Source organism: Ochrobactrum sp. S1502_03 (assembly GCF_044435015.1).
Classification (GTDB): domain Bacteria; phylum Pseudomonadota; class Alphaproteobacteria; order Rhizobiales; family Rhizobiaceae; genus Brucella; species Brucella chromiisoli.
The window spans coordinates 1-25,211 of record NZ_JAYEXN010000013.1 but is presented as its reverse complement, the minus strand read 5'-3'; the positions used below and the strand labels follow the sequence as shown (position 1 = coordinate 25,211).

The window sequence follows — 25,211 nt, the reverse complement described above, 5'->3', positions numbered from 1 at the left end:
TATTTTTTATTAAAATAGATTTATTATTCTATTTCAACTGAAAAATAGAATGGTGATCTGCTTTTACGCGAGATTACGTTTAAGACTGGCGTGACGTGCCGACAGCCACTGAAAGCGTGATGGCGAGACAAAGCGTTGCCGAAAGCGAGCGGAACGCACCAAAATCAACTTCCGAAACCAGCAAAGACTGTGTGGCAAATCTGCTCATGGGGCTGACAATCGTGTCGGTGATCGCAATAACATCAATGCCACGCGCATGTGCACTTTCTGCCATGGCGATTGTTTCAGGGGAATATGGCGAAAACGAAATGGCAATCAGTACATCTCCTTTGCGGATTGCGTGCTGGTTTTCGAGCTTGCCGACAGTGCTGTGCAGCATGGCCGGAACCTGCATTTTTTCAAGCGCATAGGCGAGATAGCTTGCAACCGGAAATGCCCGGCGAACGCCAATAATATGGATAGTCTCAGCACGCGCGAGACGTTTGACTGCATCTTCCAGCGCTTGCGGCTCAATGGTTTTTAGAAGACTTTCAAGCGATGTGCGTCCCGCTTCAGCAAACTCCGCCAAAAGGGCGGGGGGGCTGCCTGCCGCGGTTTCGCGCAGATGTTCAAGACGCGTGGAATAATCGGGCCAGCCACCAGCATAGGATTCGCGAAACAGCTTCTGCATTTCCGAAAAGCCGGAAAAACCCAATATCTGGCAAAAGCGCATGAATGCCGAACTCTGAACGCCTGCGCCTTCTGCCATTTCAGCGACCGTCGAAACAGCAATGCGATCCTGATTGGCTGCCACAAAGTCCGCGCATTGTTTCAGGCGCTTGGGCAGGCGGTCTGCGACTTCGAGCAGTCTTGCCTCGAAGTCCTTGACACTGGAAGGTGCATTTGGTTGCGCAGCAGGGGCTTGTTCGGTGTGCATCGCCATCCTTTCAGACACGGTCTCTTGACATCCTGTATATCACAATCTAGCAAAATAGAATAAATATTCCATTGCACTTCCTTTCCTGCAATAGTCGGGAAATATGCAAAACGGAATAGGGAAACTGTTTATCGGTCAATCGAGGATGACCGTTTTGGGAGGTTGAAAGCAATGGTAACACGTCTTGCTCTGCTCGGTGCCGGTCGTATCGGCAAAGTACATGCGGCTGCAATTGCATCGGACAGGCGGGCGCAACTTGTCGCTGTTGCAGACGCCAACCCTGATGCAGCCAAAGCAATCGCTGATGCAGCAGGCGCGGAAGTGCGCACCATCGACGAGATTGAAAAATCAGCCGATGTGGATGCAGTGCTGATCTGCACACCCACCAACACTCATGCCGATCTGATTGAGTGTTTCTCCCGTGCTGGTAAAGCCGTGTTTTGCGAAAAGCCGATCGATCTCAACATTGAGCGCGTGCAGGCTTGTCTTGGCGTTATCAAAGAAACCGGCGGTAAGGTTATGCTCGGCTTCAACCGCCGTTTCGATCCGCATTTTGCGGCAGTGCGCAAGGCGATTGACGATGGGCGGATTGGCAAGGTGGAAATGGTCACGATCACCAGCCGCGATCCGGGTGCGCCGCCTGCGGAATATATCAAGGTTTCTGGCGGTATTTTCCGCGATATGACAATTCATGATTTTGACATGGCGCGTTTTCTGCTGGGCGAAGAGATTGAAACTGTATCAGCCTCTGCTTCAGTTCTGGTCGATCCAAAAATCGGTGAGCTTGGTGATTTCGATAGTGCCAGCGTAATCCTGACCACAGCGTCCGGTCGTCAGTGTGTGATTTCCAATTCGCGCCGAGCTTCCTATGGTTATGATCAGCGCATCGAAGTGCATGGGTCGGAAGGTGCGGTTTCTGCAGAAAACCAGCGTCCGGTTTCCATCGAAGTGGCTTCAAAGGATGGTTATACACGCCCGCCGCTGCACGATTTCTTCATGACGCGCTACACGGATGCTTATGCTGCTGAAATCACCTCGTTCATTGATGCAATTGATGGCGGCAAGGCACCCAAACCGTCAGCGGATGACGGTTTGAAAGCCCTGGCGCTTGCAGAAGCAGCCCTTCTTTCGGTGAAAGAAGGGCGCGCTGTGAAAGTTGCGGAAGTTCTGGTCTAAGCACGCATTTTCATTTGCCTTTTTTCGAAATCGGTTGCGATATGCGAACATGGCTTATGAAATAGACACGCTGCCGCTCGACGCGCTTTTTGTGCCTGTGGCCAATGCCACAGCCGCACTTACAAGGCTTGACGAGCGGCTTTCCCGTTCTCCGATCCGCGATGGTATGCTGGAGCGTATGCATTTCCAGGACGCGGTTGCTTCCATGTGGCTTGAAGGTGAATTGGTCCATCTGGAAGACCTTGTTCTCCATGATGCACTTATGGATAGCCGCACGCCAAGTCATGCGCTGACAATCGCTCATTCCGTGTTGCGTTTGCGCAGGCAGATTGCAAGCCGCTCGGCGAGCTGGGCTTTAAGTGCTGCCGGTATCCAGCAATTGCTGGGCCGCAGTATCGACGTGCGCACGGAAATGACCAAAGACTATGACGAACCGATGCCGGGCGATAGCGACCCTCTGTTTGACGATATTGATGCTCTGCTGGCTCGCACGGATGCTCTGCTCAAAGGGGTTGTTCAGGAAAAGCCAACACGGCAATCGCCAGAGATCGATCCACTTCTTTATGATGATGACTGGAATGAAGAAGCGCGCTTGCAGGAATGGCGCGATGTCTTTGATAAAACTGCCGGTTTGCCACCGCTTTTGCGTGCAGCATTGGTGCATGATGCGTGGTTTTCTCTGGAGGTGGTACAGCGTTCATCATGGGTTGGCCGCTTGCTCACAGCGGCTTTTCTGCGCCAGTCAGCTATTGCCACAGGGCATTTGCCAGCGCTGAGTATCGGCTTGCGTCTTAAAAGACCAGACGAGCGTCGTGCGCAAAGCCGGCTTGTCAGGTTGAAAACTTTCTTGGCGTCCATAGAGGAAGGCGCAGAGGTGAGTATGAAAGAGCATGACCGGCTAATGCTTGCTCGTGAGCAGATGCAGCGCAAGCTCAAGGGCCGTCGTTCCAACTCGCGGCTCCCCCAGCTCGTTGATATGATAATACGAAGTCCGCTTGTCTCAACGCAGATGGTTGAGAAAGAGCTTGAAGTGACTTCACAGGGGGCGCTCAAGCTGATCGTCGATCTTAATTTGCGGGAAATTACAGGCCGCGGACGTTTTCGTGCCTGGGGTCTTTTGTAGCCTATCTTTTCATGCATTTGCTGCGCAGATGGGCCGCGAAAAGCTGAAACTCATTGCGCCGTGCGGCATTTGCCCGCCATACCAAAGCAAGTGAACGGAAATTATGTTGTCCTTCAAAAGGCACGATGCTGATTTCGCTGCCACGCGTCACACCAGCTTTGATGGCCACCTCTGGCAAAAGCGTGACGCCCATCCCGAATTCAACAAGCTGTACCAGCGTCATGATACTTGTTGCATGAACATCACTGCCAGCCTGTGTGGGTTGTGAGCCAATGGCTGCCATCACGTGCTCGCGTAAGCAGTGGCCTGTTTCAAGCAGGAGAAAAGGCTGATCCTGAAGATCATTTGCGTCGATGCGATCACGGTTAGCAAGCACATGATCTCTTCGCACTGCAAGAAAAAACGGATCTTTGCCGATTTCCGCAACTTCGAAGTCGTCAAGATCATAGGGATGAGCAACCAGTGCCACATCAAGCGTGCCAGACCGCAGGCTGTCGAGCAAAGTGCGTGTCAGTCCTTCGCGAACGCTTAATTGCAGTTCAGGAAATGCCTGAGCGGTCGCAGGAAGAACTTTTGGTAGCAAAAATGGCGCGATAGACGGAATCACTCCCAATCGAAGACGCGTCGTCAACGGGCGTTCAGCCTGCTTTGCGTATTCGGGCAGCTCTTCAATCGACGCCACAATTTCCTGCGCGCGGTTCAGAAAATCTTCCCCCGCAGGCAGCAATTGCATGCGTCGACCTGTGCGGTCGATGAGAGTGACCCCGATTTCAGCCTCCAAAGCCTGAATGGCAGCACTGAGCGTGGATTGGGTAACGCCAACCGCCTCGGCAGCGCGTGAAAACGATCCTGCTTTCACAAGCGCAATGAAATAATGGAGTTGGCGCACACTGATGTTGAGCATTTTCTGACACTTGCTTTCATCGTTTTAAACGATGGATTTGATCGTTTTAATCGCTTTGACCGAATGGGTTGGAATGCCTATATATAGGGAGCAAGCAGATAGTTTTGAAATTTCTGAATTTTCTGCATAACAACGAATTTACAGGCAGGTATGAGATGCTCGGTATCGGTGACAAGCTTCCTTCTTTCAAAGTAACTGGCGTAAAGCCTGGCTTCAACTTCCACGAAGAAAATGGCGTTTCGGCTTTTGAAGACATCACCGAAACAAGCTTTGAAGGCAAGTGGAAGGTTATCTTCTTCTATCCTAAGGACTTCACTTTCGTCTGCCCAACGGAAATCGCAGAATTTGCTCGTCTGGCTTCGGATTTTGAAGATCGTGATGCGGTTGTTCTCGGCGGTTCGACCGACAACGAATTTGTGAAGCTCGCATGGCGCCGCGATCACAAGGATCTCGACAAGCTGCCAATCTGGTCGTTCGCGGACACCAACGGTTCACTGGTCGATGGCCTCGGCGTTCGTTCACCCGATGGCGTTGCTTACCGCTACACCTTCGTTGTTGATCCCGACAACACGATCCAGCACGTTTACGCAACCAACCTCAATGTTGGTCGCGCTCCGAAGGACACGCTGCGCGTTCTCGACGCTCTGCAGACCGATGAGCTTTGCCCATGCAACCGCGAAGTCGGTGGCGAAACGCTTAAGGCTGCTTAATCTGCCTTCAATTGCATGAGACAAGGCGGGTTAAGGCCCGCCTTTTGTTTATCAAGAGCTGACAAATTAAAGAGGGTTCCATGTCCATTGATGATCTGAAGTCAAAAATCCCGGATTTTGCCAAGGATGTTCGTCTCAATCTTTCCTCTATGGCAAGCGATGAAACGCTGACGCCACAGCAGAAATATGGCCTGTTCATCGCCTGTGGTATTGCTTCGCGCAACGCTGATGTACGCAAGGCGTTGGTTGCTGAAGCCACTGGGAAAATTGATGCCACAGTTGTTCAGGCTGCAAAATCGGCCGCGACGATCATGGGCATGAACAATGTCTATTATCGTTTCGTGCACCTTGCCACCAATAAAGATTATCGCACCATGCCAGCCAAGCTGCGCATGAATGTGATTGGTAATCCGGGTGTGGATAAGGTTGATTTCGAACTGTGGTCGCTGGCTGTTTCGGCAATCAATGGTTGTGGCATGTGCATTGATGCGCATGAAGACGTTTTGCGCAAAGCAAACGTGACGGCCGAGGTCATTCACACTGCAGCACGTTTCGCGTCGATCATTCAGTCGGTTGCCATTGCTCTGGAAGCCGCCGACACCGAATAGGTTTGAGTTCTCCAAAAAAAGCCCGCGCGGAGCGATCCACGCGGGCTTTTTTGTTGCGGTTCAATACAGCTTAGTTGTCGCGCTTGAACGAGATAAATGCGAAGCCAATCAGCGAGACGACGGCAGCAGCAGTCATGTAGTAGCCGACATAGGCAAAGCTATAATGGGTCGCGAGCCACGTTGCGATATAGGGGGCAACCGATGCGCCAAGAATGCCTGCCAGGTTGAAGGTCAGCGAAGCGCCGGTATAGCGAACCGAAGTCGGGAATGGTTCAGCAAGAGCCGCACCAATCGGACCATAGGTCAGCCCCATCAGCCCAAAACCGATTACGAGGAAGAGAAGAACGCCAGCTGTTCCGCTTAAGAACAATGGAGCCATGAGGAAGCCGTACAGACCAATGAGGAGTGTGACGATGATCATCACAGGTCGCATGCCGTATTTATCGGAAAGCAACGCTGCAACCGGAATGGTGAGGCCGAAGAAGATCACACCGACCATTTGCAAGATCAAAAACTCTTCACGGCTATAACCGAGTGCACGCGTGCCCCAACCAAGCGAAAACACGGTCATGAGGTAGAACAGAACGAAAGTTGCAACAGCGCCGATCGTTCCGAGGAACAGGCTTGCCTTATGCTTTTTGAAAAGTGTTGCGACGGGAACTTCAACGCGTTCAGCCTTGTCGATCGCCTTCTGGAATTCCGGCGTTTCAGCAATCTTCAGACGGATGAAGAGGCCAACACCAACCAGCAAAGCGCTCGCGATGAAGGGAATACGCCAGCCGAACGACATGAACTGTTCTTCAGTCAGGAACTCGGCAAGGATCAGGAAGATGCCTGTTGCGAGAATGAAGCCGACAGGCGCACCGAGCTGTGGGAACATACCGTACCATGTACGCTTGCCTTCCGGCGCATTTTCGGTTGCGAGCAGGACTGCGCCGCCCCATTCGCCACCAAGGCCAAGGCCCTGACCCAGACGGCAGAGAGCAAGCAGGAGAGCCGCCCATACGCCGATGGATTCATAAGTAGGCAGGAAACCGATGGCGACTGTAGAAATACCCATTGTCATCAGGGCTGCGACGAGCGTTGCCTTGCGGCCCACTTTGTCACCAAAGTGACCGAAAAGAGCGCCACCAATAGGTCGTGCGAAAAAGGCAATCGCAAAGGTTGCGAGCGACTGCAGCAGCGCGGAGTTGCCGTCACTGGCCGGGAAGAAAAGGTGCGGGAAAACGATAACCGCAGCCGTTGCATAAATATAAAAATCAAAGAATTCGATTGTTGTGCCGATCATGCTCGCGGCCAGAACGCGGCGCGCAGAATTTTTCTTCGGAACAACTGCCTGAGCTACAGTCATTGTTTCTATCCATATTTGTGGGCCGATAAATGTGTGGGGGGAGGCCCGAGATGTGCCTTCTTAGTGCCACAAAATACGAAACCGCAAGCTTAAAAGGGCTATCACGTAATTTTCTGATTTCGAATGTGGTGTTTTCGAAACAAAATGAACGCATGAGGTAATTTCAGGGAAAATGTCTGCGGCCTTTCAATTGCCTTAAGCCAGCCTTAAGCTGAAACTCAGAACATGGAATCACTATGACTCTGCAAGCCTTCAGACGCAGCAATATTGGTATGCGTTTTCGCAAACATTCTGTTTTGCGCATGCCTTCCCGTATGCTGATTGCTCTGTTCTCGTTGTTGTTTCTGGTTTCAACCCAGCTTTGTTATGCCATGGCGCATGATCGACCGCAGACGATAACTTTCACTGACTGTCACACGACTGTGCCGGTTGCAAAGCATGATGGTGGGCATTCAATGCCGATGGATCATGGCAAGAAGGCATCTGCCACCTGCGTAATGATGAGCTGTGGCGGCATCATACAGTTTAACTCCAGTGTCGCTTTGTTCACGCCCGATCACGAATTCGGCCTGCCGCCACGCGTCGCAGCATTGAACAGCAGCGATCCCTTCGGCGTTCTTCGACCTCCAATATCCAGCCAGATCTGATCTTTTGAAATGCTGTCGGTTTTTCGGCAGCAATGAGCGCATCGTGAAGTTTTCGATGCGCATTGATAGAGATTTATCTGGAGAATGATTATGAATAATATGACTCGCCGTCGTCTTTTGACGCTTGGAGTAAGTGCTGCTGCCTTATCCATCGTCCGGCCTTTTGAGACGTTTGCGCAAGGCACCCATCAGCATCACATGCAGCACGGTGCAGCCAGCACACAGGCAACAGTGCAGACTTTGCCTATTCCGACTTTAATTGAACCCGATGCAGCCGGTGTGGTGAAGCTGACTGTCCAGAAGGGCCGCCATGCTTTCACGCAAGGCAGCGATGCAGCATCTGCCGGAATAAATGGCACCTATCTTGGGCCGGTCGTTCGCCTTAAAAACGGGGAAGCTGTCACGCTTTCAGTCGAGAACGGTATGGATGAAGGCACAACGCTTCATTGGCATGGTCTTTTCGTTCCATCAGCTCTTGATGGTGGGCCGCATAACGTCATTGCCGCAGGCACTCGCTGGGAGCCGAAAATTACGGTCAACCAGCCCGCTTCGTTCAATTGGTTTCATCCGCATCTGCATGGTGACACTGCGCGACAGGCACATATGGGCATTGCCGGGTTGATGATCGTCAGCGATGGCAAGGATGGTGAGCGTGGTTTGCCTGAAACCTATGGCGTTGATGACATACCGCTCGTTTTGCAGGACCGCAGGGTTATCGATGGCGATAAGGTTTACCAGCCCGACATTATGGACCTGATGCATGGTTTTCGCGGCGACAAGCTCATTGTCAATGGCGTTATTGCGCCGCAAGCGCGCGTTCCCGCCTCAGTCGTTCGATTGCGTATTCTGAACGGTGCCAATGCGCGCAATTTTCACATTCGTCTTAGCGATGACCAACCGTTACAAGTCATCGCGTCGGACGGAGGCTATATAACGGCGCCCGATCCGGTCAAGCGCCTGACAATCAGTCCGGGCGAGCGTTATGAGGTGCTGGTCGATTTTTCCAAATCGAAAGATATAATCGATCTGCTGACAGCCAGTGATGACAGTGATGGCGATGACCAGCCTTTGATGCAGTTCATCATCGATGACAAAATCGAAGGTGCAATCAAAACCTTACCGGCAAAGCTTGATGGGCCGGAACAGCCGGATGAACAGCTTTCTGTTCGCAGACGGGCATATTTCTTCGATGAGCGTATGGCCGAGAACATGAAGCTTATGATGGGCGGCATGTCGAGCGATCCCCATTCTGGTCACAACATGGCACCCTCCAATATGGCAACCATGAGTGATCATGATATGCATAGCGGGCGAAGCAATGCTGATGCCGGGCCTGCGTTGCACGCTTTAACATCTGGCGTTCAGATGGCGATTGCGAAGAAGCCTTTCGACATGAACCGTATCGATGCGGAGGTTAAGCTTGGATCGTGGGAGATATGGGAGTTAACGACGAAAGAAATGGCGCATCCATTTCATATTCATGGAGCATCGTTCCGCATCCTTACATTGAATGATGAGGCGCCGCCACAGCATCAATCCGGGTGGAAAGACACGGCGCTGATTAACGGCAAGGCAGAAGTTCTTGTGCATTTTGATCGTGAAGCGACGCGCGATCACCCGTTTATGTTCCATTGCCATGTGCTGGAGCATGAAGACGTCGGCATGATGGCCCAGTTTGTTACGGTTTAAGTAACGAACTCACTAAATCCAGTGCGCGATACGGATCTTTGATCCGTCCGAGGAACGCGCGATATGGAACGGCGGCGGATCGACAACTGGTCTTTCGCCGCCGACCATATCAGCAACCAACCGCTTCTCGCGCTCACCTCGCGAAGCCGCTTGGGCTGCATAAGTTTCGAACGGGACTGACTCTTTTGTTGAAATGCCGTTCTGTAGCAGCTTTATTCGCTGTTTAGCCGCGATATCACCCTCACCGTAAGACGAGACGCTTCGCATTTTGAACGTGTTTAAAGAGAGAGTTTGATTCTCAGCGATTATCCGTGGCTTTTCGCACATAGGTGGGGAAACTGCGCATCGATCAACATAGACACCGTTGAGCTCGTATAGATGCGGAGTATCAGGAGAAACTTTTTCAATTGTTGCTTCTAATTTACAACAAGTGGAACTTCGAATCGAAGATTATCTAATAGAATCAATAATTTAAATAAGAAACCTACAAAAAAAATGGAGCGGGCGAAGGGATTCGAACCCTCGACCCCAACCTTGGCAAGGTTGTGCTCTACCCCTGAGCTACACCCGCTCGCGCCAGTCTTCTCTGAGAGAAGTCGTTTCCGTTAGGCAGGCGCTATATGGACTAATGATTTGCGGATTGCAACAGGGAATTTTACGTTTCGACGAAGTTATTCACAAAGCTTCAAAAGCGATTGTCCTAAGTGGGTGGCAGTTCCCAGCAGACCGTTGGCTGCGGCACTTCTGGCATGTGGGGCTGGCTATGCGCGTTGATTTCACCAGTTCTAGCCTTGCAAGCGATCAAAGTGTCGATTTGGAGGACTGGCCGACAGCCTGCTGTTAATCCGCGTGGCACATCGTTCTTATCGAATCGTGTCTGCGCGTGCTGGCTTGCCGCATGTTGATCTGTTGGAAATTGTGATCCAGCATATGGAAAACGGTTCTGAGGAAATCAGGCGGTTGGCCATAAAATTCAGAGACATCACTGGAGCCGTTGTAGCAAAAATCCCCAGCTGTTTTGCTTGGTATAATGCGTGAAAACAAACAGATAGAGCATTTTCAATTGCTCAGTCAAAATAGGAAGCGCTTTAGCCAGTAATTGCCAATTCTCATTTTCTAATCCGCTGAAAGCCTGTCAGGGGACGCGCCGTTTTTGCATTGACTGATTTTGTATCCAGGATATTGTGTCCAAAAGTTGGGAGGCTTTTCTTTGGCAGTTTTTGAGTGGCGCAGTCAGACCCGTTTGCTGGACGAAGTGGCTGAAGCACTTCGCGAGCGAATCTATGCGGGCGTTTATGCACCGGGTGCGATTCTTCGTCAGGAGCATATGGCTGCTGAATTTGGCATCAGCCGTACACCGCTGCGCGAAGCTTTGCGTGTTCTTGAGCGCGACGGCCTGGTCATTCATTTGCCGGGACGGGGTGTACGTGTGGCTTCGGCTGATCTCACACGCCTCATTGATGCTTATGCCGTGCGTGAAGTGCTTGATGGTGTTACTGCCCGTTTTGCGGCTGAACGGGCGACGGATGCGGATATTGCGGCCCTGCGCGCGCTTGTTGCGGGGCAGGGCGCTGTCGTCGATCCATGGGACCCGAAAGCTTACACGCAGTCCAACGTTGATTTCCATATGGCGATTATGAATGCAGCGGGCAATGACTCACTCATTCCCTTTGTTCCACTTCTTCGAATGACATCCCAGGTGTTTGCGCCGTCTTTTTCACTCTCGGCTGACAGGGCACGTGAGGCGATCCGCGAACATGGCGCAATTGTTGAAGCCATTGCCGCACGTAATGGCGAAGAAGCCGAAAAGCTGGCGCGGGCACATATTCGCGCAACCACGGCGAGACTGGAGGCTGAAAGACCTCTGCGGGAGAATGAAAATGAAACATGAAAACACAACCGGCGGAGCAGGTCTTCTGCGCTATGGCAATTTCATTGCAGGTCAATGGCAGGACGCTGTCGGTGGCGAGCTTATTACCCTTAAAACCCCCTCTGACGGCAGCGATCTGGCGCTGATTGCACGTGGTACAAAAGCTGATATTGATCTGGCTGTCGCTTCTGCGCGTTCAGCACTTTCGGGTGATTGGGGTAAGCTTACGGCAACGGAACGCGGCCGGGTTCTGCATCGCATTTCCGAGGAAGTACTAAAAAACATCGATCTCCTGACTGATCTGGAATCAAAAGACGTTGGCAAGCCGGTGACGCAGGCACGCGCCGACGTGGTGGCACTGGCGCGCTATCTGGAATTTTACGGCGCTTCCGCCGACAAGGTTCATGGTGACACACTGCCTTACCAAAATGGCTTTACGGTTCTGAGCATCTATGAGCCACATGGTGTGACTGGTCACATCATTCCTTGGAATTATCCGATGCAGATTCTTGGCCGCAGCCTTGGTGCAGCGCTGGCCATGGGCAATGCGGCAGTGGTGAAGCCAGCCGAAGAGGCTTGTCTGACCATTCTTGAGTTTGCGAAAATTGCTGAAAAAGCCGGTCTGCCAACAGGCGCATTGAATATTGTAACCGGGCTTGGTGCGGAAGCGGGCGCGGCCCTGTCCGAACATCCCGACATCAACCACATCTCCTTTACCGGATCTGTCCGAACTGGTGAGGCTGTACAGGCGGCTGCTGCGAAAAACACGGTGCCCGTAACGTTGGAACTTGGCGGCAAGTCGCCACAGATCGTCTTTGCCGATGCGGACCTTGATCGCGCCGTTCCGTTTCTCGTCAATGCCGGCATTCAGAATGCGGGTCAGACCTGTTCTGCTTCATCACGTATTTTGGTCGAACGCAGCATTTACGAAGACGTCATTGCCCGAATGAGTGAACGCTATCGTGCTTTGACAGTTGGACCGGCCAGCACTGATCCCTCTGTTGGCCCAGTTGTGTCGCAGCGTCAGAAGGCAATTGTCGAGAGCTATCTTGCGCTTGCAAAGCAGGATGGTCTGTCCATTGCTGCTCAGGGTGAGATGGTCGCAGATGCGCCGGAAGGTGGAGCCTATGTGCTTCCGACATTGATCCGGGATGTGCCCGCTGATCACCGTTTGGCACAGGAAGAAATTTTCGGTCCGGTGCAGGTTATTCTACCTTTTGATACCGAAGAAGAAGCCATCGCGATTGCCAATGGCACGCACTATGGGCTTGTTTGCGGTATTTGGAGCAATGATGGCAGTCGTCAGTTCCGCCTTGCACACGCTATTCATTCCGGTCAGGTGTTCATCAACAATTACGGAGCCGGCGGTGGCATTGAACTGCCATTTGGTGGTGTGAAAAAGTCCGGTCATGGCCGCGAAAAGGGCTTTGAGGCACTTTACGGCTTTGCCTCGCTGAAAACGATCTCCGTGTATCACGGATAAATATCGCAGTTTCAGGAACAATGGGAACCGGTTTCCCGTCTGAAAATGCGCAGGAAATTGCATTTTGGAGAATGACAGTGTCGCTTGAAGGTAAGGTCGCGCTCATTACAGGAGCAGGTTCGGGATTTGGCGAAGGCATGGCAAAGCGCTTTGTTGCAGGCGGCGCGAAGGTCGTTATCGTCGACCGAGATAAAGTGGGAGCCGAACGTGTAGCGGGAGAAATCGGTGATGCAGCACTCGCTGTCGCCGCCGATATTTCGAGCGAAGCGGATGTGGATGCAGCTGTCGAGGCTGCAATTTCGAAATTCGGCAAAGTTGATATTCTGATCAACAATGCCGGTATCGGACATAAGCCGCAAAGTGCTGAACTGGTTGAGCCCGATGAGTTTGATCGCATTCTGGGCGTCAATGTGCGTGGCGTTTACCTTATGACGCGCAGGCTGATTCCGCATTTCAAGGCCAATGGGGAGGGGGTCATCCTCAATGTTGCCTCGACAGGCGCGGGGCGTCCGCGGCCGAATCTCGCCTGGTATAATGCCACCAAAGGCTGGGTTGTTTCTGTAACCAAAGCGCTTGCAATCGAACTTGCACCGGCAAAAATTCGTGTTGTCGCGCTCAATCCGGTTGCGGGTGAAACACCGCTTCTGACCACATTTATGGGCGAAGACAGCGAAGAAATCCGCAAAAAATTTCGCGATTCCATTCCGATGGGCCGGCTTTTGAAACCTGATGATTTGGCTGAAGCTGCGGCTTTCCTTTGCTCGCCTCAAGCCTCTATGATTACAGGGGTTGCGCTCGACGTGGATGGCGGGCGTTCGATTTAAATAATTATAGGAAAAGGGGAGTCATGGGTAAGCTGCTGAAAGCCGGGCTGATAACAGCCACGATGCTGGCATCGATCAACGGTGCTTTTGCAAAAGACACACTGGTGGTTGGCGAAGTGCTGGAGCCGCCGGGCCTTGATCCGACGGCAAATGCTGCAGCTGGTATCAGACAGGTTACCTATGCCAATCTTTATGAAGGTTTGGTGCGTATTGTTGAAGATGGCACCGTCAAACCGCTTCTCGCGGAAAGCTGGACGGTGTCCGACGACAAGAAAACCTATACATTCAAGCTGCGCGAAGGCGTGAAGTTTCACGATGGCACGCCGTTTGATTGCGCGGTGGTAAAGTTCTCCTATGAGCGTGCAGTCGCCCCAGATTCCACCAATGCGCAGAAGGGCCTTTTTGAGCCGATCGCAAGCACACAATGTCCTGATCCTGCGACGGCTGTTGTCACCCTCAAACGCCCAAGTTCGAACTTTTTGTTCAATATGGGGTGGGGCGATGCAGTAATGATTGCGCCTAATTCTGCACCTGACAACAAGACCAAGCCGGTTGGCACGGGTCCGTTCAAGTTCAAGCGCTGGGTACAGGGCGATCGCGTAGAGCTTGAACGCAATCCCGATTATTGGGGCGAGCCTGCAAAGCTCTCAGCCGTCACTTTCCGTTTCATCAGTGATCCATCGGCTGCCGCAGCTGCCATTCTTGCTGGTGACATTGATCTGTTCCCGATGTTTCAGGCACCGGAGCTGATCAGCCGTTTTGAGAGTGATGACAAGCTGCATGTTGAAGTTGGTGATACGGCAGGCAAGGTTCTGCTGTCGCTTAACAATGCAAAAGCACCTTTCGACAATGTAAAAGTTCGTCAGGCACTGGCCCACGCTATCGACAGCAAGGGCCTGATTGAAGGCACTTACGCCGGGTTTGGTACGCCAATCGGATCACATTACGCGCCGGTCGATCCGGGCTATGTCGATTTGTCGGAAACCTATCCTTATGATCCGGCGAAAGCAAAACAGTTGCTGGAAGAGGCCGGTATTCCGGCTGGCACGTCAATCACCATCACGCTCCCACCACCGGCCTATGCGCGTCGTGGCGGCGAGATCATTGCCGCGATGCTGGCAGAAGTCGGTATTCAGGCCAATCTGGTGCCAATGGAATTTGCGCAGTGGCTTGATCAGGTGTTCAAGCGTTCGGATTTTGATGCGACGATCATCGCGCATACCGAACCGCGCGATCTCGATATCTATGCGCGTGATAAGTACTACTTCAACTATAACAGCCCGGAATATAAGGCGCTCTACAAAGCCTATGCCGAAGCTGGCAGTGATGAAGAACAACTCGAAATCGTCAAGAAGCTACAGGAAAAGCTTGCCGCCGATGAGCCGAATATCTTCCTTTATGCGCTGCCAAAAATTGGTGTGTGGAACAAGAACGTGAAGGGTGTGTGGAAGAATATGCCGATCCCAGCGAACGATCTCACACAGGCATACTGGGAAAACTAAAATGGTTTCGCCCCGATGCGTAATGCAAAGGGGCGAATACTGACACGAAGAATGGCTATGCGCTCCATAAAAACAAGGGGAAGGCGCTTGGCAGATTGGAATGTGGAAAGTGGGAAATCCTGCTTTCCAAGGAGGTCGCATTGCTGGCTTATATATCCGGGCGGTTCGTATCGCTCTTACTTACGACGCTTGCGGCTTCCGTCATCGTCTTTTTGCTAATGCAGGTTTTGCCGGGAGATCCCGCAGCCGTGATCCTCGGGATCAATGCGCAGCCGGAAACACTGGCTGCATTGCATCAGCAGCTGGGTCTCGATCAGCCGCTCTGGTGGCGCTATCTTTCGTGGATCGGTGGCTTTCTGAAAGGTGATTTCGGCACAAGTTACACCTATTCAGTGCCGATCAGTGAATTGCTCGGCCCGCGCATTATGGTCACGCTGCCGCTGGCTTTGCTTTCCATGTTGCTTTCGGTGGCAGTTGCCATTCCGGTGGGCGTTTATGCAGCATCAAAACGCGGCAAGACTGGCGACGTCCTTTCCATGGGCGTGGCACAGGTTGGCGTTGCTATTCCAAATTTTTGGCTCGGACTGCTTCTCATCCTTTTGTTTGCTTTGCAGCTTGGATGGTTCCCGGCTTCGGGTTTCGCTGGCTGGGAAGATGGGGTCTTGAACGGCCTTCGGTCGTTGTTTTTGCCCGCTTTGGCTCTTGCTTTGCCGCTTGCCGCCATCCTTGCCCGTGTCACACGCTCGGCGGTGATTGAAACATTGGGCGAAGATTTTGTACGCACCGCGCGCGCCAAGGGGCTGACACGCAAGGCGGCACTCTGGCGGCATGCGGTACCCAATGCACTGATCCCCGTTGTCACCATCATCGGCCTGCAATTTTCATTCTTGCTGGCGGGAACCATCATCATCGAGAATGTTTTTAATCTCCCTGGCCTGGGGCGTCTGGTGTTTCAGGCGATTGCACAACGCGATCTTGTGACCGTGCAATCACTGGTAACGCTGCTCGCCGCATCTGTGATTGCCGTCAATTTCATTGTTGATCTGGTCTATGGCTTCATTGATCCCCGCCTTTCGACAGGAGGCAACCGATGAGTGATGTTCAGGTGTCCGCCAAACCAAACCGCTTTCGGACATTGTTTTTAAGCCGTAGCCTTATGATTGGCGCGTTGGTTACAGTTATTCTGGTGGCAATGGCTGTCGCGTCCTATTTTTGGACGCCCTATTCGCCAACCGCCATGAATTTCCGCGATAAATTGCAAGGGCCAAGCCTCTCACATCTGTTTGGCACAGATAATTTTGGCCGCGATGTCTTTTCGATGATCATGGTTGGTGCGCGCAATTCCATCGCTGTGTCACTTATTGCCGTGTTGGTTGGCGCGGGTATTGGCATTCCGCTTGGAGCGTTTGCTGCGGCGCGCGGCGGAATGATCGATGGTTTTGTGATGCGCATGACCGATCTGGCCTTTGCATTTCCGGCATTGCTGACCGCCGTCATCATCACGGCCATTTTTGGCCCCGGTGCGGTTAATGCAATGATTGCCATTGGTATTTTTAATATTCCGGTCTTTGCCCGTGTCACACGTGGTGCATCGCTCGGCCTATGGAAACGCGAATATGTGCAGGCAGCGCGCTGCGCAGGGCGCGGCGATATATCGATCACGCTTTTGCATGTACTGCCCAATATCAACCATGTGTTGATTGTGCAGGCAACAATCCAGTTCGCACTCGCAATCGTTGCCGAAGCCGGCCTGTCTTATGTTGGACTTGGAACGCAGCCACCAATGCCAAGCTGGGGCAAGATGCTCAATGATGCGCAGACATTTATCTATGACGCGCCGTGGCTCGCAATTTTCCCCGGCCTTGCGATCACCTTCGCAGTTCTGGGTCTGAATATGCTGGGTGATGGTTTGCGTGACGTGCTTGACCCACGCGTGAGGAGGCAGAGATGACCACACCTTTGCTTGAAATGGACAACATGTCCGTCGAATTGCCATTTGGCGTGCGCACGGCTGACATCGTGTCGGGCATCACGCTTACGCTTAATCGCGGCGAACGGCTTGGAGTTGTCGGAGAATCCGGCAGCGGCAAGTCCATCACAGCCCTTGCCGCCATGGGCCTGCTGCCTGACCGAATGCGGGTGCGTGGCACATTGCGTTTCAATGGTCAGGATCTGGCGAATATGCCGGAAGCGCAGCTTTGTAAAATGCGCGGACGGCGCATGGCGATGATCTTTCAGGAGCCGATGACCGCGCTCAATCCGGTTAAATCCATCGGCGCACAAATTGCAGAAGGACGTCGACTGCATTTGGGTGAAAGCCGAGCTGACGCGGAGCGCAAAGCGCGCCAGCTTCTCGACCGCGTTGGTTTGCCTGCACCGCGCTTTAATCTTGAGCTTTATCCGCATCAGCTTTCAGGTGGCCAGCGCCAACGCGTGATGATTGCCATGGCGATTGCCTGCGAGCCTGATCTGCTGATCGCCGACGAACCAACAACAGCGCTCGATGTGACTGTTCAGGCGCAAATCCTTGATCTGATGGATGATCTGATCAATGAAACTGGAACGGCCCTGATGCTGATCACCCATGATCTTGGCGTGGTTTCAGAAATGACCGACCGCATTGCCGTCATGTATGCAGGACGCATTGTCGAAACTGGCCAAACGGACGCTGTATTTCATCGCATGGCGCATCCTTATGCGCGGGGCCTTTTCGCAGCTTCTCCTCATGGGGCTAATCTTGTGAGAGATCATTCACAGCCGCGACAGCGCCTTGCCGCAATTCCGGGCGTTGTGCCAGACCCGCTGGCACGGCCGCCTTATTGCAGCTTCGCGGATCGATGTGCTTTTGTCGAAGATGACTGCCGTCAAATCATTCCACCGCTTGATCTTATTGGTGAAAGCGAAGGAACAAGCCATCGTGCCGCCTGTCTTCATCCATGCGAAGGCGAGGTGATCGCATGAACAAAATGATTTTGCAGGTTCGCAATGTCGTGCGCGAATATCAGCTGCCGCGCCCATCCTTTCTTTCGAAACCCGGATCACTGCGTGTTCTGCATGGTGTGAATGTCGAGATTGAAGCCGGACAAAGCCTTGGTATCGTTGGTGAAAGTGGATCGGGAAAGTCCACGCTCGCACGTGCCGTCATGGGATTGGAACGTCCCCAGTCGGGCCAGATTCTGATCAATGGTCAGGATATTTACGCCCTTGATCGTTCCAGCCTACGCGAAGCGAGAAAAGGGTTTCAGGCAATTTTTCAAGACCCTTATGGCTCTCTTGACCCGCGCCATACGGTCAGGCGCATTATTTCAGAGCCGATTGTGTCTCTGGAGCGCGGCACAAGTAGCAAAGAGCGTGATGAGCGCGTGGCGGAAGTGCTGGAAGCCGTTGGCATGCCGAAAGCTTCCGCCGAAAAATATCCGCATGAGTTTTCTGGCGGACAACGCCAGCGTATCGCAATCGCTCGCGCATTGATCACCAAACCCGCGCTCATCGTTGCTGACGAACCCGTTTCGGCGCTTGATGTTTCTATTCAGGCGCAGGTTCTTAATCTGATGATGGATTTGCAGGAAAAATTTGGCCTCAGCTATCTGTTTATCAGCCATGATCTTGGCGTTGTGCGCGCAATCACCGACCGCGTGGCCGTGATTTATCACGGCAATATTGTCGAACAGGGACCGACGAACGAAGTCTTCGACAACCCGCAGCATGATTATACGCGCGCGCTTGTCGATGCTGTGCCCAAGCCGTTTGCAGGACGCCGCAAACGCGCACGGCGCGTTGATTCTACACTCAGATTGCCGGAATGAAATAAGGGAACACCATGTCTGAACTTGCCGATTTGTCAGCCGTCGAACTCGTCTCCGCTTATAAAGCCAAATCCCTTTCTCCCGTTGAGGTTACGCAAGCCGTTATTGAGCGTATCGAAGCTTATGAGCCAAAGCTGAATGCGCTTTGGGCTTATGATCCTGATGCAGCACTTGCATCGGCAAAAGCTTCAGAAGAGCGTTGGGCGAAGGCGATACCTGCTGGTCCGATTGACGGTGTGCCGCTGACGATCAAGGAAAACATTGCCACGCAAGGCACAGCCGTGCCGCTTGGTTGTGCGGCATTGCCGCTTAAGCCTGCTGCGGTTGATGCCCCGCCCGCAGCACGCACCCGCGAGTCCGGTGGTGTGCTTTTGGCAAAAACAACCATGCCTGATCTTGGCATGCTCTCGTCGGGTCTTTCGAGCTTTCATAAACTTGCACGCAATCCATGGGATCTGACTACCAATCCGGGTGGTTCAAGTGCCGGTGCAGGCAGTGCAGGGGCGGCAGGTTACGGCCCATTGCACATCGGGACCGACATTGGCGGCTCCATTCGTTTGCCAGCAGGCTGGTGCGGACTGGTTGGCCTAAAACCGTCTTTTGGACGTATTCCGATTGATCCGGCATTTCTTGGCCGCGTTGCAGGGCCAATGACGCGAACTGTTGCTGATAATGCGCTTTACATGTCGGTGCTTTCGAGACCCGATCGCCGCGATGCCATGAGCCTTCCTTATCAGGACATTGACTGGATGGACCTCAATATCGATGTGAAGGGCCTAAAGATTGGACTTTGGCTTGATGCCGGTTTTGGCGAAACAACCGGTGAGGAAACCCGTTTGGCCGTTGAGGCCGCAGCTAAAGCTTTTGCGGATGCAGGAGCGATTATCGAGCCGGTTGAGCCTTTCCTCAATCGCACCATGATTGACGGTCTTGATCGCTTCTGGCGTGCCCGCTCATGGGCAGATGTCTCGAAAATGACGCCGGAAAGTCGCGCTAAAATCCTGCCTTATATTTATCAGTGGACGGAAACTGCGAAATCGCTGACCGGCGAAGAAGTCTATACGGGCTTTGCGCAGATTGATGCTATGCGCTACGCAGCATTGGCCGCATCGAAAAACTTCGATTTTATTCTTTCGCCAACCTCGCCGATGCCGACCTATCCGGCGGAATGGGCTTCTCCTGTCAATGATCCGCAGCGTCCGTTCGAGCATATCGCATTTACCGTTGCGATGAATATGTCGGAGCAGCCAGCAATTTCAATCAACTGCGGCTATACGTCGAAGGGATTGCCGATCGGATTGCAGATTTTCGGGCAGCGCTTTGATGATCTGGGCGTGCTTCGGCTTGCAAAAGCTTATGAGGATATGCGACCAGCGCAAAAGCCATGGCCCATCATTGCAGGATAGAAAATGGCCGCGTCATGCGGCCTTTTTCTTATTTTGGTCTGAGCGGCGAACGTTCTTTATAACGATCCACTGCGGTGAGCTTCTGGATCAGCGGATCGGCATCGCGCCACGCGTAAATCTCCGTGCGCAAATATTCGAGTTCGGCCTCGAGTTCATCTTCCCCGATTTCTGTCCACCAGGATTTCGGACGTCCATCGCTGCCATCTGACCAGCGATAGCGGCGCTCTTTCAGCTTGTCTTTCATTTCAAAAGGGCTGTTTTCGGCATAAATTCGCAGCCGCGATTTCTGGCTTGATTTGAGCAATTCGGCAAAAGGAGTGGTCTTTCCCGATTTTTCCTTCAAAACGGCAAGCAGCGCCTGACAATCATCTTCGGCCCGGTGACCATTATGGAAATATCCGCTCTGGCCGATCAGATAGCCGAGCTTGGTTCCTTCAAACCCGCGTGCAGTCCAATCGATTTCCTTGACCGAACAGGCCCAGGGCTTGTTCTCGAAAACCGGCGAAAAACGCTCCAGAAAAGGCCGGTCAAAGCCCGCATTGTGCGCGATGATAATGTCAGCTTGAGAGATCAGCGCTTCCAGCTTTGCGCGCGGAATAATCTGTCCTGCAACCATTTCATCCGTAATGCCGGTGATGCGGGTTATTTCTGCCGGAATGGGTTTCGATGGCTCCTGCAAGGCGCTAAAAGTTGCGCAGACATCACCAATTGATCCATCATCCGCATAGCGGAAGGCCACTGCACCAATTTCAATAATTTCTTCCTGCGCGGCACTCAGCCCTGTTGTTTCCGTATCGACCACAACGCCAAGCCGTGGAAAAGTGAGCTTATCAGCATCTGGCACGGTCGGCGGCGGATCAAGGCGCTGTAATATGCGGTAACGCCCGCTGTCTTTAAGAAGTTTGACCATTTCCGCTTCATCAGGACCCGTCATTTTTCCGTTTCTGGCGCGGGCAGGGCGCCGTGCTGTCCGTTTTTCCTCATCCACAACGGGAGGAGTAAAGAGGTCGAACTGATGGCGCATTTCATTTCTCCGCAATAAGGCAGCATCCTTATGCCCTTTGGGATGGACAAGGCGTGAAGCAATAAAATGGCATTTTGTTAACTCTGTACCAAGCCCGCAATATAATTAGTAACAGGTAATACCGGTGACTTGGCTCCACTGGGCACCTGTTGGCGAGAGGGCCGCACAAATGTCGGACGAGATTCAAAGCGTCAATTTCAATCCCGATGAATAGATGCTGAGAAATCGCTACGCCGCAGACATGATCACTTACTGTATCTGTGGATAAAAAATTCCATAAAAGACACCCCGAAGACCATGTGCCCGTTCGATATGATTGTTTATCATCAATTATTAGTTTTCACTTATAAAATGTACTCTGAAACTTAAATTCAGATCTACTTATAATCAACAAAAGTTACCTTGACTTTCCAAATTGTATGTCGTTCGAAGTAACATTGAATTTGAATTTTTAACTGTTTTTTAACCTGCAGGATTACACGTGAAGTTCGTCCCACCTTTGCTGATCATGCTATTTGCAACGACGATATGCGGCGTATGGATGCTGGATATGAAGCGCAGGCATATGCTGTTTTTCGGATTGAGCTTTGCAACTTTCACATGTGGGTTGCTGGTCCAGATATTGCAGGTTTTTCCGCGCCTTGAGGTTGCGGCCCTTGTGGCAACGGCGTTTTATCTTGCTGCGTGTCTTATGTTTTGCGAAGCGGTCATGCTGCGGCTTGGGAAGCAGTTTTCACCATTTGCAGGTAGCTTCATCTGCGCAATAACGCTGATTAGTATCGGTTATATGACGCATGCGGGCATGCCCTACGGGGACATGACAACAGCTGCCAACTTTGGCTTGGGCTCTTTGCTGACCATTCTTTGTTTCAAGTCTCGGGAATGGCGCAAAGGCGATTGGGTTGAGCGTATTTTTCACGATGCGCTGATTGTTTTCGCAGCCCATTTCTTTTTGCGCAGTGTTTTCACAATTGGAATGCTCAATGACGTCTTAAGCCCTGAGCAGCTTGTCGAGTCGCGGTATTGGGGGATCGCCACGATCGGACTTTCCTTCGCAGGGGTATTGTTAGGTCTTCTGATTTTGGTGGTCGCAACCTCTGATGTCATCAACGAATTGCAGCATGAGCGGGATGCAGATCCCATGACCGGTATCCTCAACCGCCGCGGACTCGAACGATATGCTAACAAGTGGCTAGCCACGGAGGATTACCAAAATCATGCCATTATCATGGCTGACATTGATCATTTCAAGGCAATTAACGATGACTTCGGTCATGCTGCCGGTGATCAATTGCTGATAGAGTTTTCAAACCTGCTACGCAGCATCGCAGATGGCAGCAGTATCGTTGCTCGCATTGGCGGGGAGGAGTTTCTATTGCTTGTAAAAGGTACACCGGAGCAATGTGAAATGTTCGGCAATAGGCTTTGCAACAAAATTGCGCGCTATCCTTTTTCGGTTTTGCCTCCTGGGCGCCGGGCGACCAGCAGTTTCGGTATTGCAATGCTGCGCCAACGTGAGACGTTATGGGCAGCCGCCGAGCGCGCCGATATAGCTTTGATGCGCGTAAAAAAGCGAGGCCGTAATCGAGTGGGTGTTGAAGGACACGAGTTCCCGAGCGCCGTCCATGCTGATTATCTTCTCACGGCTTGATATAATTGTTGAGCAAAATTTTCGTTATATCTCCTGCTAAAATTCGGAGCGTAAATAATTTAGTTACCATAATTCTTCATGCTGGGCATGGCTTTCCAGTCAGCGCTTCGAAGCAAACCTATTCGCTTTTTCGCCGAATTCTTGTTGCAAAGGGCTGGCTCGAAATTTTATTTTATTCGGGTTTAGTACAATGGCGCTGGTTACAGATACATTTGATTCAAGATTTCAGTTTAATATAAATATCTGGAAACCCTTTACTGCACAGCAGCGCAGCAAACTGGCGCGTTTTGTTACATTTACCTGTGCCGGGCTGATTGCAGGCAGCTGCATGATAGGGGCATTCGGCGTTATGGAAGCGGTTTTGCCTGCTTTTGTACCTTTCGCCCCGGTTATGCGACGTTTACCCGAAGCCATGCCACGACAGCTTGGAGTGGTTAATCACAAAATCGGTATAGATCATGTGATCCGTCAACGTTTTATCGAAGCCTATACTGCCAATATGCCTTATTCCAATCTCGATTGGCATCGTAACAAGCTGGATCACGATGCCAATATTATTGCTGATATCGGCGCCGAAGGTATCGTTGAAGAAAAGCCGGCAGCAGTAGCGCCCATAATCGAACCTCGCGCTGAGCGCGTGCCGTTTACTCCGGCAGCCGAAGCAAGCCCGGCGGTGACAGTTGTCCCTCAAACTGCTCCTGATCGGGTTCCACTGCAGGCTTCTGCTAAAGCAGTGCCTGAATTGTTTGTGCCTGAAGATGTACCGCTGCCGTCGCGCAAGCCAGTTGTTGCACAGCCGCGCAAGCAAGAGGCTGCAAAACTGGCCTACGCACCGGCGACTGAAAAGACCGAAGAGCCAAAGCACGAGGGCCTTCTCAGACGATTGTTTCGATCACCGATTGCTAAGCATGCAGCGATTTATGATATTTCTGCCGCAACCGTCTATTTGCCGAACGGTGAAAAACTGGAGGCGCATTCAGGCATTGGCGCGATGCGCGATAATCCGCGTTCTGTCACACAGAAAAACCGTGGTGCAACACCACCGCATACTTACAATTTGCGGATGCGCGAAAGCTTGTTTCATGGTGTGGCAGCAATTCGCCTGACGCCGGTTGATGGCCGCAATCCACATAATCGCGATGGTCTTCTTGCGCATACCTATATGCTGGGACGAAATGGCGATTCCAACGGCTGCGTTGTGTTCAAGAACTACGAGCGTTTTCTGCGCGCCTTTAAGCGCGGCGAGTTTGATCAATTGATCGTTGTTGAACATATGAATCCGACGCCGTCGCGCGTGGCTTCCGTTTTATGACGGCAGCGATCTGATCCCAAGCACAGGGCAGGGCGGATGCCTGACCCTGTGCTTGGGTTTCATTACCGTTGGGCGACAGGACGTATCAGCGGCGTAACGCGGCGGATCGTAACACGTCGATTTTCCTGTTCCGCAGATTGCGTGCGGATTTTCAGAAAGCGCTCGCCATAGCCTTGCGTTACCAGATTTTCAGCCGGGATATCATAGACTTCGGTTAACAGGCTCGCAACCGATTCTGATCGCTTGTCAGAGAGAATAAGGTTGGACAAATCCGAACCGACTGCGTCTGTGTGACCTTCAATGAAGAAGGTTTCTCCGGGATCTTTCTGAAGCACTTTATGCATTGCATCCGCAACTTTGCGCAGGGTTTTGGCCTGAGACAGCGATATCTCCGCACTGCCTGTTGCAAAGTGAATTGTATCAAGATCGATACGACGCACCTTATCGCGTAGACGCGCTGAGTGTCTGACTTCGTCAATTGTATAGACGCGTTCGATGCGCTCCACAGGCGGCCTTGCGAGGAAATTATAGAAGTCCCGATCGGGATCGTCGGCAACATCGATGATATAATCACGAACCGGCACAGTCAGACGCATCGGCGGCAGATCGTAGCCCACATCGACAATTGCCGCGCGCGGCCCATCATCATAGTCAGGCGCATACATCATCAGATATTCATTGCCATCATCATCTATACGGGATCGCTGAATAATATCGCCATAGCGATTATAAACAGTCACGATTTCATAACCGTCAGGGCGCACGATTGTTTCGCGCAAGCGTCCACCGGGGAGTTCGTCATAATAGGAACGTTTGGCATCGCGACGCAGGCGAGGGCGGTCATCCCCACGTACAAAGATACGATCTCCAGTTTCCAGAATGACGCGATTGTCTACCTGCTCTATAACTTTAACATTCGTCACGTTGTTATTGACGTTGTTTACATTATTGACAGTCGTATTATTCACTACGGTATTATTCACAACCGTATTGTTGATGATATTCGTTGTGTCCGGCACGGCAAAGACGGGGGCTTGTTCTTTACGAACCCCTTCTTCTCTGAGATTTGCTTCCATCCTTTTGGGCAATTCAGCCTTCAGAGCGTCAGGATGTTGGTTTTCACGCGGAACTGAGCCGGTTGGGCGACTAATTTCCATCGAGAATTGAGCCATGTGAACCTACTCCCCCGCTATGAGCGATGGGAGCAAC

At 52.1% G+C, this 25,211-nt stretch carries 21 protein-coding genes, 1 tRNA gene and 1 pseudogene; 17 read left to right on the top strand and 6 right to left on the bottom strand.

Annotated features, from left to right (window positions below; genetic code table 11):
- Positions 1-79: 79 nt before the first annotated feature.
- Positions 80-916, bottom strand: a complete 837-nt coding sequence (locus VBH83_RS10690; protein ID WP_265984302.1) for a MurR/RpiR family transcriptional regulator — start codon at positions 914-916, stop codon at positions 80-82.
- 171 nt (positions 917-1,087) lie between these two features.
- Between VBH83_RS10690 and iolG the strand changes: the two genes are divergently transcribed.
- Positions 1,088-2,092, top strand: a complete 1,005-nt coding sequence (gene iolG, locus VBH83_RS10685) for an inositol 2-dehydrogenase (RefSeq protein WP_265984300.1) — start codon at positions 1,088-1,090, stop codon at positions 2,090-2,092.
- A 49-nt stretch (positions 2,093-2,141) separates the two neighbouring features.
- Positions 2,142-3,215, top strand: a complete 1,074-nt coding sequence (locus VBH83_RS10680; RefSeq protein WP_265984298.1) for an RHE_PE00001 family protein — start codon at positions 2,142-2,144, stop codon at positions 3,213-3,215.
- Position 3,216: 1 nt separating this feature from the next.
- Here VBH83_RS10680 and VBH83_RS10675 read toward each other — a convergent pair whose 3' ends face one another.
- Positions 3,217-4,119 (bottom strand): hydrogen peroxide-inducible genes activator, encoded by a 903-nt coding sequence (locus VBH83_RS10675; protein WP_396997651.1) that lies wholly within the window; start codon positions 4,117-4,119, stop codon positions 3,217-3,219.
- 155 nt (positions 4,120-4,274) lie between these two features.
- On the opposite strand from VBH83_RS10675, the gene VBH83_RS10670 reads away from it, so the two are divergent.
- Positions 4,275-4,829 (top strand): peroxiredoxin, encoded by a 555-nt coding sequence (locus VBH83_RS10670; RefSeq protein WP_265984295.1) that lies wholly within the window; start codon positions 4,275-4,277, stop codon positions 4,827-4,829.
- Positions 4,830-4,909: 80 nt separating this feature from the next.
- A complete protein-coding gene (locus VBH83_RS10665; RefSeq protein ID WP_265984294.1) occupies positions 4,910-5,437 on the top strand; it encodes a carboxymuconolactone decarboxylase family protein in 528 nt (175 codons plus the stop codon).
- A 70-nt stretch (positions 5,438-5,507) separates the two neighbouring features.
- Here the strand turns inward: VBH83_RS10665 and VBH83_RS10660 are convergent, their stop codons facing one another.
- Positions 5,508-6,788 (bottom strand): MFS transporter, encoded by a 1,281-nt coding sequence (locus VBH83_RS10660; protein WP_265984292.1) that lies wholly within the window; start codon positions 6,786-6,788, stop codon positions 5,508-5,510.
- Between the two features lie 236 nt (positions 6,789-7,024).
- Between VBH83_RS10660 and VBH83_RS10655 the strand changes: the two genes are divergently transcribed.
- The gene (locus VBH83_RS10655; protein ID WP_265984291.1) at positions 7,025-7,435 is read left to right on the top strand and encodes a hypothetical protein; all 411 of its coding nucleotides are present in this window, start codon (positions 7,025-7,027) and stop codon (positions 7,433-7,435) included.
- 90 nt (positions 7,436-7,525) lie between these two features.
- On the top strand, positions 7,526-9,124 hold the full coding sequence (gene cueO / locus VBH83_RS10650) for a multicopper oxidase CueO (RefSeq protein WP_396997647.1): 1,599 nt from the start codon (positions 7,526-7,528) through the stop codon (positions 9,122-9,124).
- A gap of 496 nt (positions 9,125-9,620) precedes the next feature.
- On the opposite strand, the gene VBH83_RS10645 is transcribed toward cueO, so the two are convergent.
- A tRNA-Gly gene (locus VBH83_RS10645) sits at positions 9,621-9,695 on the bottom strand.
- 639 nt (positions 9,696-10,334) lie between these two features.
- Between VBH83_RS10645 and VBH83_RS10640 the strand changes: the two genes are divergently transcribed.
- From VBH83_RS10640 to VBH83_RS10600, 9 genes are all read left to right on the top strand, one after another.
- Positions 10,335-11,015 carry a GntR family transcriptional regulator gene (locus VBH83_RS10640; protein WP_265984288.1) on the top strand — a complete coding sequence of 227 codons (681 nt, stop codon included), beginning with the start codon at positions 10,335-10,337 and terminating at the stop codon, positions 11,013-11,015.
- Complete coding sequence (locus VBH83_RS10635; protein WP_396997644.1) at positions 11,005-12,477, top strand: aldehyde dehydrogenase family protein; 1,473 nt, start codon at positions 11,005-11,007, stop codon at positions 12,475-12,477. Before VBH83_RS10640 ends, VBH83_RS10635 begins: the two co-directional genes overlap by 11 nt.
- A gap of 77 nt (positions 12,478-12,554) precedes the next feature.
- Entirely contained in the window at positions 12,555-13,301 is a 747-nt protein-coding gene (locus tag VBH83_RS10630; RefSeq protein WP_265984284.1) for a glucose 1-dehydrogenase, read from the top strand.
- A 23-nt stretch (positions 13,302-13,324) separates the two neighbouring features.
- Complete coding sequence (locus VBH83_RS10625; protein ID WP_265984282.1) at positions 13,325-14,803, top strand: ABC transporter substrate-binding protein; 1,479 nt, start codon at positions 13,325-13,327, stop codon at positions 14,801-14,803.
- Between the two features lie 140 nt (positions 14,804-14,943).
- Positions 14,944-15,897 (top strand): ABC transporter permease, encoded by a 954-nt coding sequence (locus tag VBH83_RS10620; protein ID WP_265984281.1) that lies wholly within the window; start codon positions 14,944-14,946, stop codon positions 15,895-15,897.
- Entirely contained in the window at positions 15,894-16,754 is an 861-nt protein-coding gene (locus VBH83_RS10615; protein ID WP_396997641.1) for an ABC transporter permease, read from the top strand. The genes VBH83_RS10620 and VBH83_RS10615 overlap by 4 nt, the downstream gene beginning before the upstream one ends.
- On the top strand, positions 16,751-17,764 hold the full coding sequence (locus VBH83_RS10610; RefSeq protein ID WP_396997639.1) for an ABC transporter ATP-binding protein: 1,014 nt from the start codon (positions 16,751-16,753) through the stop codon (positions 17,762-17,764). The genes VBH83_RS10615 and VBH83_RS10610 overlap by 4 nt, the downstream gene beginning before the upstream one ends.
- On the top strand, positions 17,761-18,609 hold the full coding sequence (locus tag VBH83_RS10605; protein WP_396997637.1) for an ATP-binding cassette domain-containing protein: 849 nt from the start codon (positions 17,761-17,763) through the stop codon (positions 18,607-18,609). The genes VBH83_RS10610 and VBH83_RS10605 overlap by 4 nt, the downstream gene beginning before the upstream one ends.
- Positions 18,610-18,623: 14 nt before the next feature.
- On the top strand, positions 18,624-20,015 hold the full coding sequence (locus VBH83_RS10600; protein WP_396997635.1) for an amidase: 1,392 nt from the start codon (positions 18,624-18,626) through the stop codon (positions 20,013-20,015).
- Between the two features lie 28 nt (positions 20,016-20,043).
- Here the strand turns inward: VBH83_RS10600 and VBH83_RS10595 are convergent, their stop codons facing one another.
- On the bottom strand, positions 20,044-21,039 hold the full coding sequence (locus VBH83_RS10595; protein WP_396997633.1) for a 3'-5' exonuclease: 996 nt from the start codon (positions 21,037-21,039) through the stop codon (positions 20,044-20,046).
- 481 nt (positions 21,040-21,520) lie between these two features.
- Between VBH83_RS10595 and VBH83_RS10590 the strand changes: the two genes are divergently transcribed.
- Positions 21,521-22,690, top strand: a complete 1,170-nt coding sequence (locus VBH83_RS10590) for a GGDEF domain-containing protein (RefSeq protein ID WP_265984273.1) — start codon at positions 21,521-21,523, stop codon at positions 22,688-22,690.
- Between the two features lie 328 nt (positions 22,691-23,018).
- Positions 23,019-24,002 carry a tlde1 domain-containing protein gene (locus VBH83_RS10585; protein ID WP_396997631.1) on the top strand — a complete coding sequence of 328 codons (984 nt, stop codon included), beginning with the start codon at positions 23,019-23,021 and terminating at the stop codon, positions 24,000-24,002.
- Between the two features lie 62 nt (positions 24,003-24,064).
- On the opposite strand, the pseudogene VBH83_RS10580 reads toward VBH83_RS10585, so the two are convergent.
- Positions 24,065-25,087, bottom strand: a pseudogene (locus VBH83_RS10580) (OmpA family protein); the annotation flags it as partial.
- Between the last annotated feature and the right edge of the window lie 124 nt (positions 25,088-25,211).

Excerpts from the sequence above, each read along its gene's own strand:
- VBH83_RS10690 (WP_265984302.1), bottom strand. The coding sequence starts at position 916 with ATGCACACCGAACAAGCCCCTGCTGCGCAACCAAATGCACCTTCCAGT.
- iolG (WP_265984300.1), top strand. The coding sequence starts at position 1,088 with ATGGTAACACGTCTTGCTCTGCTCGGTGCCGGTCGTATCGGCAAAGTA.
- VBH83_RS10680 (WP_265984298.1), top strand. The coding sequence starts at position 2,142 with ATGGCTTATGAAATAGACACGCTGCCGCTCGACGCGCTTTTTGTGCCT.
- VBH83_RS10675 (WP_396997651.1), bottom strand. The coding sequence starts at position 4,119 with ATGCTCAACATCAGTGTGCGCCAACTCCATTATTTCATTGCGCTTGTG.
- VBH83_RS10670 (WP_265984295.1), top strand. The coding sequence starts at position 4,275 with ATGCTCGGTATCGGTGACAAGCTTCCTTCTTTCAAAGTAACTGGCGTA.
- VBH83_RS10665 (WP_265984294.1), top strand. The coding sequence starts at position 4,910 with ATGTCCATTGATGATCTGAAGTCAAAAATCCCGGATTTTGCCAAGGAT.
- VBH83_RS10660 (WP_265984292.1), bottom strand. The coding sequence starts at position 6,788 with ATGACTGTAGCTCAGGCAGTTGTTCCGAAGAAAAATTCTGCGCGCCGC.
- VBH83_RS10655 (WP_265984291.1), top strand. The coding sequence starts at position 7,025 with ATGACTCTGCAAGCCTTCAGACGCAGCAATATTGGTATGCGTTTTCGC.
- cueO (WP_396997647.1), top strand. The coding sequence starts at position 7,526 with ATGAATAATATGACTCGCCGTCGTCTTTTGACGCTTGGAGTAAGTGCT.
- VBH83_RS10635 (WP_396997644.1), top strand. The coding sequence starts at position 11,005 with ATGAAACATGAAAACACAACCGGCGGAGCAGGTCTTCTGCGCTATGGC.
- VBH83_RS10625 (WP_265984282.1), top strand. The coding sequence starts at position 13,325 with ATGGGTAAGCTGCTGAAAGCCGGGCTGATAACAGCCACGATGCTGGCA.
- VBH83_RS10615 (WP_396997641.1), top strand. The coding sequence starts at position 15,894 with ATGAGTGATGTTCAGGTGTCCGCCAAACCAAACCGCTTTCGGACATTG.
- VBH83_RS10610 (WP_396997639.1), top strand. The coding sequence starts at position 16,751 with ATGACCACACCTTTGCTTGAAATGGACAACATGTCCGTCGAATTGCCA.
- VBH83_RS10605 (WP_396997637.1), top strand. The coding sequence starts at position 17,761 with ATGAACAAAATGATTTTGCAGGTTCGCAATGTCGTGCGCGAATATCAG.
- VBH83_RS10600 (WP_396997635.1), top strand. The coding sequence starts at position 18,624 with ATGTCTGAACTTGCCGATTTGTCAGCCGTCGAACTCGTCTCCGCTTAT.
- VBH83_RS10595 (WP_396997633.1), bottom strand. The coding sequence starts at position 21,039 with ATGCGCCATCAGTTCGACCTCTTTACTCCTCCCGTTGTGGATGAGGAA.
- VBH83_RS10585 (WP_396997631.1), top strand. The coding sequence starts at position 23,019 with ATGATAGGGGCATTCGGCGTTATGGAAGCGGTTTTGCCTGCTTTTGTA.